Origin of the sequence: Neisseria subflava (assembly GCF_024205745.1) — a bacterium.
Lineage (GTDB): Bacteria > Pseudomonadota > Gammaproteobacteria > Burkholderiales > Neisseriaceae > Neisseria > Neisseria flavescens_B.
In genome coordinates this window covers 1,184,035-1,199,606 of record NZ_CP073117.1, presented here as the reverse complement: position 1 = coordinate 1,199,606, position 15,572 = coordinate 1,184,035, and the positions used below count along the sequence as shown (strand labels likewise).

The following is a 15,572-nucleotide window of genomic DNA, read 5'->3' as shown; positions in this document are numbered from 1 at the left end:
ATGACTTAGCCTTTTTCATCAGACTTGATTAGTTGTTTGTTGTTAATGCGCCTAAATCTTTATCAACTAAGAACAAACCTTTACCATCTTCACCAAGAAGATTTAATTTATCCAAAATTCCACTGAATAATTTTTCTTCTTCATGTTGTTCAGCCACATACCATTGTAAGAAGTTAAAGGCAGAGTAGTCTTTCTCTTCAAAAGTTCTACCAACTAATTCATTGATTTTAGAGGTAATTAACTTTTCATGTTCATAAGTTAATTCAAGTACTTGTTTCAATGATGAAAATTGATGAGGTGGTTCATCAATTTGTGTGATGATAGCCAATGCGCCGGTCTCATTTAAATAAGTGAAGAGTTTACGCATATGCTGCATTTCCTCAGCCGCATGCTCTGATAAAAATTTTGCAGCTCCTTCGAAACCTTGTTGTTCGCACCAGGCGCTCATTTGTAAATATAAGTTAGAAGAATAAAACTCTAAATTCATTTGATCATTTAATAGTTTAATCACGCTATTTGATAACATTTTATTTCTCCTATTCTTATAAAGTTTTTAATTCACGATCAATGTAGTAGAGCGCTGTACCACTTTCACCAAGAAGTTTGAATTTATCAACAATACTGTTAAATAATTTTTCTTCTTCATGCTGTTCAGCTACATACCATTGTAAGAAGTTAAAAGTAGAGTAATCCTTTTCTGCAAAAGTACTCTCAACTAACTCATTAATTTTAGATGTCACTAGTTTTTCGTGTTCAAGTGTTGTTTCAAAAACTTCTTTTAATGAAGCGTAATCGTGTTTAGGGGCGTCAATTTTACCTAACAAAGGCATTCCACTGGTTTCGCTCACATAAGTAAACAACTTTTGCATATGTTCCAATTCTTCATCGGCATGACGAAGTAAAAATGCTGCAGCGCCTTCATAACCATGTTTATGGCACCATGCACTCATTTGCAAATAGACATTTGATGAATACAACTCGAGATTAATTTGTTCGTTTAATTTTGCTGTAATTGACTTACTTAGCATAACTAACTCCTTTTCTTAATGCGGTTAATAGATGTATCACAATACAAAATTTGTATTTGCGGATGAATTTTACTCATTTTATTGAGAATAGTCAATTTTATTTTATCAATTTTTATTGTAACCCATTAATTTAAAAGGATTTTATAAATAAATCATTCTCATTCTCATTTGGTTCTATTTAATGAAATGAGTTATCAATATCGCCTTTGCCTAAATTCTCTAGAGAAATGATGAGGTGTTGGAAGGAGAATCGTAGATTTCCAAAGTTTTTTGCTCTCACTTATCAACTCCAAAATACTGGATAAATAGAAAACATGAAAATTCAATGTTTTTTATAGAATTACGCATCAAAGCGATATAGTTTCAAAGTAGGTTATCCTTAATATTTGAATGTGACAATTACCATTTATTATTTAACATAATATACATATTGTTGAAAAATCTACTGGTTAACTTCAATCAGGGAAAGCATGAAGAAGTTAGGAAGTTGGTTGGAAAGTTGATTAGGGTAGATTTTATTCAAATGAAAGACTAGGCTATGAAATCAAAATTTGTGTATAAGTTACTGGTAATTTCAAAGTACCTGTACATTTTAATTTGTATATCAATACCAATCGTTTTTATTTATGAAAGCTACCAAGGAGATAATGTTGATTTTATGATTTATATTCATGCTTTTATTATTTTTTCCATATTGGGTGTATTGACTCAATATTCTACATCTAATTTTTTTGAAAAGGAAAAATAACATGATTGAACTATCCATTGAGGATCTGGAACTAATTTATGGAGGAGGCTTAGGAGAGAGAATCCTTCAAGGAGGAGCAAATGGTGCAGGTATTGGTCTGGGTGTCGGTATAGCTTTTGGCAGTATTCCTGCCGGACCAGCTATTATGGTCGGTGGCACAATTGGTGCTGCTGTTGGTGCTGCAACTGGTATGGGTGTTGCAGCATATGAGTATTACCAAGAAACTCAGCCTAAAGGGACAGTAACGGTCGGTCCGATTTCTGCTTTTGCTGTGGACAAATCAGGAAACGGCTACACTGACGGCACAAATTACCACTGATATTTCTCATCGTTCAAACGATCTCTAGGGGTCGTCTGAAACTTTCTTAACTTCAATTTTATGAATACACCCAAGCAACCCTTCTTCCGTCCTGAAGTCTCCGTTGCCCGCCAAACCAGTTGTTCCAACAAAAGGCCGTCTGAAACTTAATTTGTCAAAGTTTCAGACGGCCTTTATTCAATAAAGATAGCAGAAGTTAATTCGCCATATCCCCATCTTTGCTACAATATCCCTTTTCTTTTTTATTGATTCCACTATGACAACCGCACCCCAACCCAGCACTATGCAGCGAATTTTCTCGCGCAAAATGCTGATCTGCATTTTCACAGGCTTCACTTCGGGGTTGCCGCTTTATTTTCTATACAGCCTGCTTCCGGCATGGCTGCGTAGCGAACACATTGATTTGAAAATCATCGGCCTATTTGCATTGATTGGTTTCCCCTACACTTGGAAATTCATCTGGTCCCCTCTATTGGACACCGTACGCCTGCCATTTTTAGGTTTACGGCGCAGTTGGATGCTGATTACCCAAATAGCACTCCTATTGCTTTTGGCTTCCTATGCATTTGTCCGACCGCAAGAGCATTTATCCATCATCTTAGGCTTAGCTTGTGCTACAGCATTCTTCTCTGCCAGCCAAGATATTGTGATTGATGCATTCCGACGCGAAGTACTGTCAGATGAAGAATTGGTATTAGGCAACTCGCTGTATGTGAATGCCTACCGTATTTCTTCATTAATTCCGGCCTCATTAAGTCTGATTTTGGCCGACAGATTGCCTTGGTCAACCGTCTTCATCATTACTTCCCTGTTTATGATCCCAGGTTTACTTGCGACCTTATTCATAGCGCGCGAGCCAGATCACTCAACTCTTGAAACCAAAGGCTTAAAAGAAACCGTTATCGAACCATTTCACGATTTCTTTACCCGACAAAGTGTAAAGCAGGCTTTGACTATTTTGGCGTTCATCTTACTGTATAAACTGGGCGACAGCATGGCAGTTGCTTTGGCTCAACCGTTTTATCTCGATATGGGCTTCTCTAAAACCGATATTGGTCTGATTGTAAAAAACGCAGGTTTATGGCCGGCTGTAATTTTTGGCGTTATCGGCGGCGTTTGGATCACCAAACTCGGGGTTAATCGTGCCCTGTGGTTATTCGGTTTGGTACAGTGGGTCACCATTTTAGGCTTTGCATGGCTGGCAAGCTTCGGACATTTTGACCATGTCGGAGCATCGGAACGAATCTTTTTGGCGGTTGTAATTGCGGCTGAAGCAATCGGCGTCGGCTTAGGCACAGCAGCGTTTGTCTCGTATATGGCGCAACAAGCCAATACGGCATTTACGGCCACACAATTAGCCCTTTTTACCAGCCTTTCCGCTGTACCGCGTACATTCATGAATGCAACGGCAGGCTATCTGATTGAAGCGATGGGTTACTTCAATTTCTACTGGCTATGTTTTGCTTTGGGCATACCGGGCATGTTGCTGCTGTTTAAAGTGGCACCATGGAATGGCGAAAAAGCAAACAGTTAAACTCTTCTTTAAATCCTTAAAAACAAAAGGCCGTCTGAATGTTCAGACGGCCTTTATCATACAAAAACTTTATTCGGCAGCAGGTTTGACAGTACTGCGGACATCACCGCTTTTTTCTTTATGTTTCAAAACAGCGCGGTCGAGCTTATCCATCAAAACATCAATCGCTGCGTACATATCCTGTTCGATTGCTTCAACGTGCAAATCTTTGCCTGCCAGATGCGCATCGGCTTCGGCTTTTTGATTGACTTTTTCCACCGAGAGTGTAATGGTCACGGAGATGATGTTGTCGGCGTGGCGATTGATTCGTGCCAACTTGTCGGAAACATAGTTTTTGATGGCTTCGGTAACATCAAAATTCAGACCGGTGATTTTCAGATTCATGATACAGCTCCTTCGGTTGATTAGTCCGTCAAAACGGATCGGAATATATCTACTCGGTAAATTTTCGTTTGTGTGCCGGTGGTATGTCTAATGATTCTCTATATTTAGCAACTGTACGTCTGGCGATTTCAATGCCGCGTTGTTTTAATAATTTGACGAGGGTCTCGTCCGAATAGGGTTTGCTGCTGTCTTCACTTTCAATCAGCTGGCTTAATACGGCTTTGATTGCGCCTTGGCTGAACCCTTCGCCGTCATCATCGGCATTCACTGCCTGTGTGAAGAAATAGCGTAACGCAAACAGGCCGCGCGGGCAAGACAAATATTTCTGATTGGCAGCGCGCGAGATGGTGCTTTCCGCCAAACCCAATTCGGCGGCGGCATCTTTCATCAGCATGGGCGACAGGCCGATTTCTCCGAAGATGAAAAAATCTTCCTGATTTTTGACGATATACTCGGCAAGGCGGAGAACCGTGCTTTTCCGCAGCTCCAAAGAATCAATGCGCTGTTTGGCTTCACTGATTTTTTCCTTCCACTCCGGTGCGCCCTCTTCCGCCGATTTCATCAGGTCGCAATATTCCTGATTAAGCTGCAGCTTCGGCCAAGCCGCCTCGTTGCTGATGACTTCCCAGCCGTCCTTGCCCTCTTTGACCCAAACGTCAGGCTGAATATAAGGCGTAGGCGTGGCAGAGGCGAAACCGTAGGCCGGATAGGGATTGAGCCCGGCAATCATATCGAGTGCAGCTTCTATGGTTTCGCTGTCGGTATCGGGATAGAGTTTGCGGAAACGCAGAACGTTTTGTTTGCGGTTTTTGCCTAAATCTTGAAGCGAACTTTGCACCAAATGCGCGGCCATTTGTCTGGCCGGAGAAGCCGGCAAACGCATCAGCTGCAGCATGAGCGACTCGGTCAAATCGGCTGCCGCCACACCGGGCGGATCAAAGGTTTGCAATACATCCAGCGCGTTTTGCAGGGCTTCTTCGTCCAGCATCCATTCCAACGGCGTGTGGTCGATGATTTCTTCGAGGCTGTCGGTGAGGTAGCCTTGTTCGTCCAAAAAATCAATCAAGACATGAACATAGGCCGCTTCCACTTGCGAGAGCGGATGCTCGCACACTTGGGCATGCAGATAGTGTTTGAAGTCCTCTTCTTCGGCGATGTTGCTCCAAATATCTTCGGCATCGTCGCCGCTCAACTGCTGACCAGAGCGCGGCATGGTAACGGCACGGTTGAGCCCGCTATCGGCAAACTCTTCGGTTTCCGGACGCTCAAGCAGAGGATTGTCTAATAACCAGTCTTCCACTTCGCGCTCAAGCTCAAGACCCGACATTTGCAAGATGCGCAGAGACTGCTGCAGCCGCTGGTTGAGCTGCTGGGTCTGTTTGAGTTTAAGGACGAGTGAAGACATAGTGTTTTTTCGAAGTGTATGGATAGTTTTTCAGACGGCCTTTGTACGGAGGGCCGTCTGAAAAACTAGGTTATCGGTATTATATTTGTATTCTTAGTAATTATTTCAATATTTACAGATACCCTCAATTGAAATGAGAGCCTCGTGTGAAACCGGTTTTACGATTGCCGTCAAATATGCATTCAATATTTGAAATTTTCACCCAAGTAAACCGAACGGACTTGTTCATTGTTGACCAAATCATCCGGCTTGCCTGAAGCCAATACCGTACCGTCGCTGATAATGTAGGCACGGTCGCATATGCTGAGGGTTTCGCGCACGTTGTGGTCGGTAATCAGTACGCCGATACCGCGTGATTTGAGAAACTCGATGATTTTCTGAATATCGATCACGGCAATCGGGTCAACGCCGGCAAAAGGTTCGTCCAGCAAAATGAAACGCGGCTGCATGGCCAACACACGCGCGATTTCTACACGGCGGCGTTCACCACCGGACAAGGACGGCGCAGGGTTGTTGCGCAGGCGCTCGATGTTCAAATCGGCCAACAGTTTTTCAAGTTCGGCATCGATGCGGCTTTTGTCCTTCATGCTGATTTCCAAAATGGCGCGGATATTTTGTTCCACGGTCATTTTGCGGAAAATCGAGGCCTCCTGCGGCAGATAGCCGACGCCGAGGCGGGCGCGTTCGTGAATGGGCAGGTGACGCAACTCTTGTCCGTCCAGCATCACGCTGCCTGCATCGGCGGCAATCAGACCGACAATCATGTAAAAGCTGGTGGTCTTACCCGCGCCGTTGGGACCGAGCAGGCCGATGACTTCGCCGCTTTCGATTTCAAGGGAGAAGCTTTTGACGACTTGGCGTTTTTTGAAACTTTTTTGCAGGTTTTGAACCACAAGACGGCTGTTGTTTGCGCTCATATTCTGTTGACTTTCGATATTGACCTCAGGCCGTCTGAACCTTTTTCAGACGGCCTTTTTGTGTGTTTTCTTATTTGTTTCTCTGCGTGCTGGACGGCTGGATGACAACGCTGACGCGGCCGGATTTGGCGGCGGATTTCACACCGGATTTGGCGCTGCCGTTGATGGTGTAAACCTCGGTTTTGGTGTTGTAAGTGATGACCGCACCTTCAGCCACATCGCCGCCGCGCTGTACTTTGGCATTGCCGGTCAGGGTAACCAGACTGGCTGCGGAAGAATACGTGACGGTATTGGCTTGGCCGTTGACCACGCCTTTGCCGCCGTCCAACTCTTGGCTGAATTTGACGGGCGAGCCGGTTGCTTTCATCAACTGCTCGCTTTTGTCGTTGCGCGAAACGGTCACGCTGCCGGCGCGGATATTGAGCGTGCCTTGTTTGATGATGACGTTGCCGGAAAAAGTGGTACTTTGGTTGTTTTGGTCAAGCGAGCCTTGGTCGGCTTCGATTTGAATCGGCTGCTTGCTGTCGCTTTGCAGGGCAAAGGCCGGGCTGGCGGCAAAAACGGCAACAAGGGCTAAGGTTTTACAAATTTTTTGTATCATAAATTGTGGCTTTCACTTTGGAAGGGAAATTCAGCAAACCGGTTTTGTGGTCATAAGTCATGCCGTTTGCCTGACCGCCGGACTGTCCGTATTGGAAAGTAACGGGGCTGTCGGTATGGGCGTATTGCGCTTCGGTATCGACATTCAAACGTTCGGTTTTGACGATGCCGGCCAAACGCTTGGCATCTGCCGCTTTGTTTAAGACAACATTCTGTTCAAAAACGACTTTCTTGTTTTGAATATTGTACACAGCCTTGTCGCTGCCGACTTCGTACAGCAGGCTACCGTCGCGGTAAAACGAAAGATGCGGTTTGTCCAAATGCACGTCCGCGCTATTCGGATATTGGACGGCATCGACCGCGCTCAGGTTTTCTTTCAGACGGCCTTCTTGGTCAAAACGTTTGCCGTTGATGCCTTTCATCGAATATTGCGGCTCATTCGGATTGAGGACGACTTCTTCGACCTGCACTTCGCTGATGCGGCCGAGCCACGCCGCCAATGCGCCGAGTGAGACGGCCAACACCAGCGGAAAGGCGATTCCGTAACGCCATCTGATTTTCATCGTACATACTCTTTCAAAGCAGGTTCAAGCGTACCTTGCGCCTGCATAATCAAATCGCACACTTCACGCACCGCGCCTGCGCCGCCGGAACGCCGAGTTACATAATGGGCGTATTGCAAAGTAAACCAATGCGCTTCGGGGACGGCGGCCGCCAATCCGCAACGCACCATCACGGGCAAATCGACAACATCGTCGCCGACAAAGGCGCACTCATGCTCCTCCACACCGGCCTGTTCGCGTAATTGGGCGTAGGCGGCACGTTTGTCATGAATGCCTTTGAAGTAATAGTTGATACCGAGCTGTTTCACGCGGATACCGACGGAAGGCGCATCGCGGCCGGTAATAATCGCTGTTTGCACGCCACTGGCCTGAAGCATTTTCAAACCGTGTCCGTCCAAAGTGTGGAACGATTTGATTTCTTCGCCGTTGTCGCGGATAAAAATACGGCCGTCAGTCAAAACGCCGTCCACATCCAGTATCAGCAGTTTGATACCTAAAGCGCGTTGTTGCAGGTCGGAAGAGAGGTTTTGCATAAGGTTTCCTTATTTCAGACGGCCTATTCTAGCATAAGGCCGTCTGAAAACGTTTTTGCCGTCGTTTCAGACAATTCGTGCCATCAATAAATCGTGCATATTCAGCGCGCCAATCAGCACGCCGTTTTCTTCGATTACCAGCAAACCGTTCACATGGCCGCTTTGCATAGCTTTCAAAGCTTCAGTGGCAAGGTGGTCGGCGGAGATGGTTTTCGGCGAAGCGTGCATGATGTCGTCCACTTTCAAACCGGCAAAGCTGTCGCGTTCTTGAAACAGACGGCGCAAGTCGCCATCGGTAAATACGCCTTTCAGACGGCCTTCGGCATCGGTTACCGCCAACATGCCCAAGCCTTTTTCACTCATGCGGACAATGGCTTCTTTCAACGGCGTACCCAACAAAACGGCAGGCAGGGCTTCATCTTTATGCATGATATCCGCCACACGCAGCAACAGGCGTTTGCCTAAGCTGCCGGCCGGATGGCTTAAAGCAAAATCATCCGGCGTAAACGCACGCGCCTGCAATAAAACCACCGCCAGCGCATCGCCCAACGCCATCACGGCGGTCGTACTGGAAGTCGGTGCCAAACCGAGCGGACAGGCTTCTTTGGAAACCGCCGCGGTAATATGGATATCGGCATGGCGCGCCATGGTGGAAGTCGGATGAGCAGTGATACAAATAAGCGTGATGTTTTTGCGTTTCAACGCCGGAATAATCGCCGCAATTTCATCGCTTTCGCCGGAGTTGGAAATGGCAACCACGACATCGTGATCCACAATCATGCCCAAATCGCCGTGCGCCGCTTCGGCAGGATGGACGAAAAACGCAGGCGTGCCAGTGGAAGCCATGGTTGCCGCCATTTTGCGGCCGATGTGTCCGGACTTGCCCATGCCGGTAATGACGACCCTGCCCTTGCAGTGCAACAACGCTTCCGCCGCACGGACAAAATCATGGTCTAAAGCCGCCGCAATTTCACGCAAACCTTCGGCTTCCGTATCCAATACATCGCGCGCCCAGTCGAGATAAAGTATGTTTTCCGCCATCAAAGCCACCTTTCGTGCTTGAATTTAGGTTTGTTTTGCCCAAATTAATCGGCTGTAAACTGTTCAAATTCATCGAATCGGCGTAGCATTATCGCCACTTCACAAACAAACCTATTATGTAAAAGGAATCAGAGATGACTATTTTATCGGACGTTAAAGCATTAGGACAACAAATCTGGTTGGACAATCTCTCCCGTTCGCTGGTACAAAGCGGCGAATTGGCAGAAATGCTGAAGCAAGGTGTGTGCGGCGTAACTTCCAATCCTGCCATTTTCCAAAAAGCCTTTGCCGGAGACTCCCTGTACGCCGATGAAGTAGCCGCGCTCAAACAACAAGACCTGACCCCGAAACAACGCTACGAAACCATGGCGGTTGCCGATGTGCAAGCCGCTTGCGACGTATGCCTTGCCGAACACGAATCCACCGGCGGCAAAACCGGCTTCGTCAGCCTCGAAGTTTCGCCTGAATTGTCCAAAAACGCACAAGGCACGGTTGAAGAAGCGCGCCGCCTGCACGCCGCCATCGGCCGTAAAAATGTCATGATTAAAGTACCGGCAACCGACGAAGGTATCGAAGCGCTTGAAACCCTTGTTTCAGACGGCATCAGCGTCAACCTGACCCTGCTCTTCTCCCGCACCCAAACCCTCAAAGCCTATGCAGCCTACACGCGCGGCATTGCCAAACGTTTGGAAGAGGGACACGACGTTTCCCATATCCAAGTTGTCGCCAGCTTCTTTATTTCCCGTGTCGATGCTGCATTGGACGCCACCCTGCCCGACCATCTCAAAGGTAAAGTTGCCATTGCGCTGGCCAAAGCCGCCTATCAAGATTGGGCGCAATACTTCGGCAGCAGCGAATTTGCCGCACTTGCCGAAAAAGGTGCCAACCGCGTACAACTTTTATGGGCATCTACCGGCGTGAAAAACCCTGCCTATCCTGACACGTTGTACGTTGACAGCCTGATTGGCGCCCATACCGTCAACACCGTTCCCGATGCGACACTCAAAGCCTTTATCGACCACGGCACCGCCAAAGCCACGTTGACCGAAGGTGTAGACGAAGCCCAAGCGCAGCTTGCCGAAACCGCCAAACTCGGCATTGATGTCGAAACTTTGGCAACGCGTTTGCAGGAAGACGGTTTGAAACAATTTGAAGACGCTTTCGCCAAACTGCTGGCTCCCTTGGCTTAAGCAGATTAAACAGACGGCCGATTGAAACTTAAATCATTTTGAAAAGTCTCAGGCCGTCTGAAACCCAAATTCGGGCGTGTACGGCACGCCCTTTTCTATCACGATTTGAATACCGTGCAGGCATACTGCCCCTGCCCTACACAAACACCCTGCCATGTATATAGGACGTTTCGCCCCCAGCCCTACCGGCCTGCTTCATATCGGCTCCCTGCTGACCGCCGTCGCCTCCTATGCCGACGCGCGCGCCCATCAGGGCAAATGGCTGGTCCGCATTGAAGACCTTGACCCCCCGCGCGAAATGCCCGGCGCCGCTGCCGACATTTTGCGCACGCTTGAGGCTTTCGGTTTTGAGTGGGACGGCGAAGTCGCCTATCAAAGCCGCCGTTACGACCTGTATCAAGACACACTCGACCGCCTCAAAACAGCCGGGCTGGTGTATCCCTGCTACTGCAGCCGCAAAGACTGGCAGGCGGCGGCAACACATGGCGCAGACGGGTTTGTATATAACGGCCGTTGCCGCAATCCTCAGCAAAGACCCGATACGCAAAACAAAACTCCGGCATGGCGCATTCAAGTTCCCGATCGCGTAATCGGTTTTTCAGACGGCATTGTCGGACATTACGCACAAAATCTGGCACACGACATCGGCGATTTTGTCCTGCTTCGTGCCGACGGCTATTGGGCATATCAGCTTGCCGTGATTGCCGACGATGCCGATCAAGGCATAACGCATATTGTCCGCGGTCAAGACTTGCTCGTCTCTACGCCGCGCCAAATCTACCTGCAACAATGCCTCGGCGTTCCTACACCGGCCTACGCCCACCTTCCGCTATTGACCAACAACCAAGGGCAAAAATGGTCGAAACAAACCCTTGCCCCGGCTTTGGATTTGAATCAAAAAGAACAGCTTCTCCGCCAAATCCTAACCTACCTCAACCTACCTGATGCACCTACCGTGAACCATCCTCAAGAATTGCTCGATTGGGCGGTGGTACACTGGCAAATGGCCAAAATCCCCAAATCGTCCATTATCACGGACTGAATTAGCACGATTACAACAAAATTACTCTAGGTATTACAATATTTCATAAAATTATGTAAGTAATCTTCCGATCCATCCCAAACCATGCCCAAGAAGCGAAAAATCATGTATATTTCAAAAATTTCCTAAAATTGTCACAAACTGATAATTTCAAGGTTGTAACAACATACGGCTGACGCGTTATTGAGGATGACAAAGCGCGACAGATCTCCCACGATACAACAAAAAGAATACCGCTATGCCAAGTGCCATTATTGTAGAAGACGAAGTATTAGCAGCAGAACGCTTACGTGTATTATTGGAAGAGTGCAACGTCGTACTGCTCAACGTCTTTCACCATGCCATGCCAGCATTGGAGTGGCTGAGCGTCCACGAAGTCGACATCGTCTTTGCCGACATCGGTATGCCGGAAATCGACGGTCTCGAATTTGTCGAACGCATTAAGCGTACCGCCAAGCGCCAGCCGGAAATTGTATTCACCACAGCCTACGAAGAACACGCCCTGCGCGCGTTTGAGCTGGCTGCCGCAGACTATCTGCTCAAACCGATCAAAATGACTCGTCTGCAAACCGCGCTTGACCGCATCATCGAGAAAAACCGCGAAAAAGCAGACAGTTTCACTCATTTCAAAGTGTACAACCGCGAGCGTATGGTTGAAATCCCATGGCAACAGGTGCGTTATCTGATGGCGGAACACAAAACCGTCTATCTGTTTACCGGCGACGGCCATAGCTACGAATTACCGAAGACATTGGTTTACTGGGAAGAATTGCTGGGCGATAAAGTCATCCGCATCCACCGCAATGCCCTCGTCTTCCGCCACACCCTCGACAGCCTGATTCGACTGGACGATGACGAAAACGACGAATCCGCATCCACATGGGGCGCAAAAATTCTCGATATTCCGACCCCGCTGCCCGTCAGCCGCCGACAACTGTCCACCCTGCGGAAAATCATTAAAAACAGCATCTAACAATGCATTCCTTGACTGGCTCTTTTTAAATCAAAGGCCGTCTGAAAATATCTTTTCAGACGGCCTTTTAACTTCTCAGCCAAATGGTAGAAATTTAAAAAAGAATAGTTCAAATCTGTCGTTTAGCTCTGTCCAAGCTTTCAATTTGATCAAACCCTGTTATGTCCACAAACAAACTTTTCCATTTTTTAATCCAGCATCTCTCATTACTGCCTCTCAACAAAAAAGGCCGTCTGAAAAATTCAGACGGCCTCGATACTTAAGCCTTACCAATTAAAAGAACAATTCACGCCAGCTGATGCGTTTGAGTCCGCATGTACGGCCTTGTACTTCCAGGCTGTCCAATTGATTGGACAAGAGACTGCGATCACCTTTGGTTGCAAAACATTTATTGTTTGGCACGCTCGGCGTAGCATTCAACTCCTTATCCGTACCTGTGCCGCCGCTATCGCCATCGGCAGTAACCGGAGAATCGTCGGCTTTGCTGGAATTCATATAAGTAAAGTTGATAACACCATCAAAAGTCATACCGTTGGCGTAATAAATCTGGCCATTATTTTCACGTTTGATAAATGTGCGATCCTTGCTGGAAATACGCGCATCACGCAAGCCCAAACGGCCGCCGTTTTCAGCATTTACACCCAAAATAATCGTTTTCGCTGTCGTTTGTGTGGACGTACTGTCCGGCAAACAAACATCGGTACTGGAAGAGTCAGTATGAATTGTTTTGGTTTCATACTTGCGGATGGTCACAACAGCGGTACGCAAAATCATCGTTGGTTTGACGGTCACACGTTCATTCGGATCTAAAGTCAGGCTCCATCCTTTTTTGCCTTCGCCTACCTTATTGTCGCTGACATAAATGTGTTCGCCGTCACTTTCTCTGGTTTGCTGTTCCAACTCACTGCTGTTTGCCAAAACTGCTTTTTTGGATTCATCAGTAGACACATCGTCGTAAATACCGTAAACGGCATTGATTTGGCCGTTGGTACCTTCTAATTCATTCTGATAAATCTCACTACCCGTACCAAAAATAACGACATACTTGTCTTTACTGCGGCGTGATACCGCAGGCGCAGACGTAATCGGTTGATTACCCAAACCTTGGAAAATCATTTGCGCAGACCATTTGGACGGAGTTTCACCACTCAAGTCAAAGCGGAACATATTGCCGTAACGGTCACCGGCATAAGCAATATCGACAATACCGTCAAAATCAGTGTCTACCAAAGTGGGAGTAGAGAGGCCACCTTTGCCATTCGGCGCAGGAATTTTAGCCAAGAGATTACCGGCACTAGAAACATTTTTACCGGTATCTTGCGTACCCGCTTCTTTACCTGTCATATCATAGATATACAAAGCCGTTTCATTGTCGGCACTGTTCACATCTTCAGTACGATAGCCGCTGGCCAAGAAACCCGCATAGCGCACATCAGATTTGAGATTGACCGGAGTGGTATCGCGCTTGATGGAAACACGGCCGATTTGTGTCGAACCAATGGTATAACCCAGCTTATTGTCAGAGCCTTTTTTTGTTTCAAACAGAGGCACAGTCGTATTCCAACCACTACGATCACTGTTAGCTACTGCACCAATATTCAACGCATACGCACCGCGTCCGCCCTGACCCATCGCACCAAACATAAAGGTTTGCTTATCAGGTGTTTGACGAAGAACAAAGCCACCATTGACCATATAACGGTGTGGCGTGCCGGAGCCGTAACCATCGCGTGCAATATCTTTCAGAACTTTGCCCAAAGTTGTTGCTTGACCTTGATCATCCTCGCGCTCCATACCTGCTGGAATATAGCTGAGTTTCAAGTCATAAGGATTGCTAGACGTACCATTACGGAAAATATGTACCATGCCGTCATTGGCAGCGGCGACCAAAAACTCTTGACGGTTGTCGCGCTTATCGCCAATAGCCGCAACCGAACCATCTAAAATATCGCCCAAATTACGTTCATCTTTATTTGGATCCTTAGGGTCAGTCGGACGGATACGATAAGACTGGCTATAACCTTTTGCTCCTGCATCCGCTTTAATGGCTTCATCACTCTCTGCTCGGCCAGTCCATTTCAGCAATGCATTTTTCCATTCCAACTTACCTTCCGCACTGCCGTCTGAAATGCCAAAATCAGCATTTGACGCCTTATCATCTGCAACGCTATCGATGAAATAGGTCTTACTGCCATCCTTAACCAAAGTAAGACGGTTATTAAATGATGGCTGGTCAAACTTTGTCATATTAGGCGTACCATCGCGGTTTAATTTATAAAACCGCAACTGACTGCTCCAAGAGCCGGTATTCAAATGAACCGTTGCCGCCATATTGGGAATACCTGTACTGGTCGTTGCCGGTGCAGTTGAAGATACTCCTTCAAATTTCGTATTTTTACTGTCATTTTCAATATTGTCGACAATGGTCTTGAAAGCATCGAGCAACTTTTCAGGTTTTGAGGCATTAAAATACCATTCTGGGCGACTGGCGCCCTTTTCCAGATATTCTCTCCCGACTTTAGAAACTCCCTCACCGAAGCCCACGGTAAAAGTCTGAACCAATTGCTTGCTATAATCTACGCCTTTAGGATCGCTTGGATCACCATCCCAGCTCTTGCCTGCAGCATCTTTGCCATCTTTTTCTGTTTTGATGTCTTTTTCTGCCAAAGTCTGACTAAAGAAACGCATACCGCGTTTCTCATTACCATAGTTTCTATCCCAAATAGGAACAATGATTTCGCCGCTACCTATCCACATTCGCCTACGATAATAATCGCTATACCCGAATTTATAATCGGTATATTGGCACATCACTTTTTTTTCATGCTCCGGGATATGGGCATCATATTGATAAAGTGGCAGGTCAAAGTATCCACTAAAGCCATGGCCATCGTTGAAAAATTCACCTTTTCCATATTTATCGTCATAAGCCTTCGCTGCAGACGGCCCGAAATATTGGTATGCAGGCGTATCCGCGCTATGTTCGATGGCGCGGTAGTAGTTTGAATAGTAATAATCTCGATCGTAGTTGAAGCTGGTATTGCGCGATAAGCGAGGATCCTCACCGGCATCCTGATTGCTACAACTCATATTGGCATCACCATCAGATACCACGACAACATAGGACTTCTGGCAACGGTATTTGATATTGGGGATAACGAAATTTTTGACGACTTCATAATAACGGCGCGTTGTCGGCGTACCTTGATAAGCCAACATCTCGTCTACCTTCTTACTGACATATTCCCAATTGCGACCTGCGGAACCATCCGTAAAGCCTTCAGAATCCTTCATA

At 46.9% G+C, this 15,572-nt stretch carries 15 protein-coding genes; 5 read left to right on the top strand and 10 right to left on the bottom strand.

The features are described from left to right. Positions 1 to 28: 28 nt before the first annotated feature. Together ftnA (KCG55_RS05890) and ftnA (KCG55_RS05885) are read right to left on the bottom strand one after the other, a co-directional pair. Complete coding sequence (gene ftnA / locus KCG55_RS05890) at positions 29 to 526, bottom strand: non-heme ferritin (RefSeq protein WP_003686798.1); 498 nt, start codon at positions 524 to 526, stop codon at positions 29 to 31. Between the two features lie 16 nt (positions 527 to 542). After that, the gene (ftnA, locus tag KCG55_RS05885; protein WP_003686837.1) at positions 543 to 1,028 is read right to left on the bottom strand and encodes a non-heme ferritin; all 486 of its coding nucleotides are present in this window, start codon (positions 1,026 to 1,028) and stop codon (positions 543 to 545) included. A 749-nt stretch (positions 1,029 to 1,777) separates the two neighbouring features. Here ftnA (KCG55_RS05885) and KCG55_RS05875 point away from each other — a divergent pair. Further along, positions 1,778 to 2,095, top strand: coding sequence for a bacteriocin transporter (locus tag KCG55_RS05875; RefSeq protein WP_254322323.1), 318 nt, complete (start codon positions 1,778 to 1,780; stop codon positions 2,093 to 2,095). Positions 2,096 to 2,378: 283 nt separating this feature from the next. Then, positions 2,379 to 3,629, top strand: coding sequence for an AmpG family muropeptide MFS transporter (locus KCG55_RS05870; RefSeq protein WP_254323641.1), 1,251 nt, complete (start codon positions 2,379 to 2,381; stop codon positions 3,627 to 3,629). Positions 3,630 to 3,698: 69 nt separating this feature from the next. Here the strand turns inward: KCG55_RS05870 and hpf are convergent, their stop codons facing one another. From hpf to KCG55_RS05835, 7 genes are all read right to left on the bottom strand, one after another. Then, positions 3,699 to 4,013: a ribosome hibernation-promoting factor, HPF/YfiA family gene (gene hpf / locus KCG55_RS05865; RefSeq protein ID WP_003679851.1), complete on the bottom strand. Its 315-nt coding sequence runs from the start codon at positions 4,011 to 4,013 to the stop codon at positions 3,699 to 3,701. Positions 4,014 to 4,062: 49 nt separating this feature from the next. After that, positions 4,063 to 5,418, bottom strand: coding sequence for an RNA polymerase factor sigma-54 (rpoN, locus tag KCG55_RS05860; RefSeq protein WP_254322322.1), 1,356 nt, complete (start codon positions 5,416 to 5,418; stop codon positions 4,063 to 4,065). 182 nt (positions 5,419 to 5,600) lie between these two features. Next, positions 5,601 to 6,335, bottom strand: coding sequence for an LPS export ABC transporter ATP-binding protein (gene lptB / locus KCG55_RS05855; protein ID WP_003679854.1), 735 nt, complete (start codon positions 6,333 to 6,335; stop codon positions 5,601 to 5,603). A 70-nt stretch (positions 6,336 to 6,405) separates the two neighbouring features. Further along, on the bottom strand, positions 6,406 to 6,936 hold the full coding sequence (gene lptA / locus KCG55_RS05850) for a lipopolysaccharide transport periplasmic protein LptA (RefSeq protein ID WP_254322321.1): 531 nt from the start codon (positions 6,934 to 6,936) through the stop codon (positions 6,406 to 6,408). Next, the gene (gene lptC, locus KCG55_RS05845; protein ID WP_070608492.1) at positions 6,917 to 7,498 is read right to left on the bottom strand and encodes an LPS export ABC transporter periplasmic protein LptC; all 582 of its coding nucleotides are present in this window, start codon (positions 7,496 to 7,498) and stop codon (positions 6,917 to 6,919) included. Before lptC ends, lptA begins: the two co-directional genes overlap by 20 nt. Next, complete coding sequence (locus tag KCG55_RS05840) at positions 7,495 to 8,031, bottom strand: KdsC family phosphatase (protein ID WP_254322320.1); 537 nt, start codon at positions 8,029 to 8,031, stop codon at positions 7,495 to 7,497. Before KCG55_RS05840 ends, lptC begins: the two co-directional genes overlap by 4 nt. 66 nt (positions 8,032 to 8,097) lie before the next feature. Then, the gene (locus tag KCG55_RS05835; protein ID WP_254322318.1) at positions 8,098 to 9,072 is read right to left on the bottom strand and encodes a KpsF/GutQ family sugar-phosphate isomerase; all 975 of its coding nucleotides are present in this window, start codon (positions 9,070 to 9,072) and stop codon (positions 8,098 to 8,100) included. Positions 9,073 to 9,206: 134 nt separating this feature from the next. Between KCG55_RS05835 and tal the strand changes: the two genes are divergently transcribed. The 3 genes from tal (at position 9,207) to KCG55_RS05820 (ending at position 12,277) form a co-directional block, all read left to right on the top strand. Beyond that, a complete protein-coding gene (gene tal / locus KCG55_RS05830) occupies positions 9,207 to 10,262 on the top strand; it encodes a transaldolase (protein WP_254322317.1) in 1,056 nt (351 codons plus the stop codon). Positions 10,263 to 10,416: 154 nt separating this feature from the next. Beyond that, positions 10,417 to 11,304: a tRNA glutamyl-Q(34) synthetase GluQRS gene (gene gluQRS / locus KCG55_RS05825; protein WP_254322315.1), complete on the top strand. Its 888-nt coding sequence runs from the start codon at positions 10,417 to 10,419 to the stop codon at positions 11,302 to 11,304. A 238-nt stretch (positions 11,305 to 11,542) separates the two neighbouring features. Beyond that, complete coding sequence (locus tag KCG55_RS05820; RefSeq protein ID WP_188208779.1) at positions 11,543 to 12,277, top strand: LytR/AlgR family response regulator transcription factor; 735 nt, start codon at positions 11,543 to 11,545, stop codon at positions 12,275 to 12,277. A gap of 273 nt (positions 12,278 to 12,550) precedes the next feature. On the opposite strand, the gene pilC is transcribed toward KCG55_RS05820, so the two are convergent. Further along, entirely contained in the window at positions 12,551 to 15,571 is a 3,021-nt protein-coding gene (pilC, locus tag KCG55_RS05815) for a PilC family type IV pilus tip adhesin (protein WP_254322314.1), read from the bottom strand. Position 15,572 lies beyond the last annotated feature (1 nt).

Bases quoted from the DNA above. Each gene is read 5' to 3' on its own strand.
- KCG55_RS05820 (WP_188208779.1), top strand. From the start codon at position 11,543: ATGCCAAGTGCCATTATTGTAGAAGACGAAGTATTAGCAGCAGAACGC.
- KCG55_RS05840 (WP_254322320.1), bottom strand. From the start codon at position 8,031: ATGCAAAACCTCTCTTCCGACCTGCAACAACGCGCTTTAGGTATCAAA.
- lptB (WP_003679854.1), bottom strand. From the start codon at position 6,335: ATGAGCGCAAACAACAGCCGTCTTGTGGTTCAAAACCTGCAAAAAAGT.
- gluQRS (WP_254322315.1), top strand. From the start codon at position 10,417: ATGTATATAGGACGTTTCGCCCCCAGCCCTACCGGCCTGCTTCATATC.
- lptA (WP_254322321.1), bottom strand. From the start codon at position 6,936: ATGATACAAAAAATTTGTAAAACCTTAGCCCTTGTTGCCGTTTTTGCC.
- rpoN (WP_254322322.1), bottom strand. From the start codon at position 5,418: ATGTCTTCACTCGTCCTTAAACTCAAACAGACCCAGCAGCTCAACCAG.
- ftnA (WP_003686798.1), bottom strand. From the start codon at position 526: ATGTTATCAAATAGCGTGATTAAACTATTAAATGATCAAATGAATTTA.
- lptC (WP_070608492.1), bottom strand. From the start codon at position 7,498: ATGAAAATCAGATGGCGTTACGGAATCGCCTTTCCGCTGGTGTTGGCC.
- pilC (WP_254322314.1), bottom strand. From the start codon at position 15,571: ATGAAGGATTCTGAAGGCTTTACGGATGGTTCCGCAGGTCGCAATTGG.
- KCG55_RS05835 (WP_254322318.1), bottom strand. From the start codon at position 9,072: ATGGCGGAAAACATACTTTATCTCGACTGGGCGCGCGATGTATTGGAT.
- tal (WP_254322317.1), top strand. From the start codon at position 9,207: ATGACTATTTTATCGGACGTTAAAGCATTAGGACAACAAATCTGGTTG.
- KCG55_RS05875 (WP_254322323.1), top strand. From the start codon at position 1,778: ATGATTGAACTATCCATTGAGGATCTGGAACTAATTTATGGAGGAGGC.
- hpf (WP_003679851.1), bottom strand. From the start codon at position 4,013: ATGAATCTGAAAATCACCGGTCTGAATTTTGATGTTACCGAAGCCATC.
- ftnA (WP_003686837.1), bottom strand. From the start codon at position 1,028: ATGCTAAGTAAGTCAATTACAGCAAAATTAAACGAACAAATTAATCTC.
- KCG55_RS05870 (WP_254323641.1), top strand. From the start codon at position 2,379: ATGCAGCGAATTTTCTCGCGCAAAATGCTGATCTGCATTTTCACAGGC.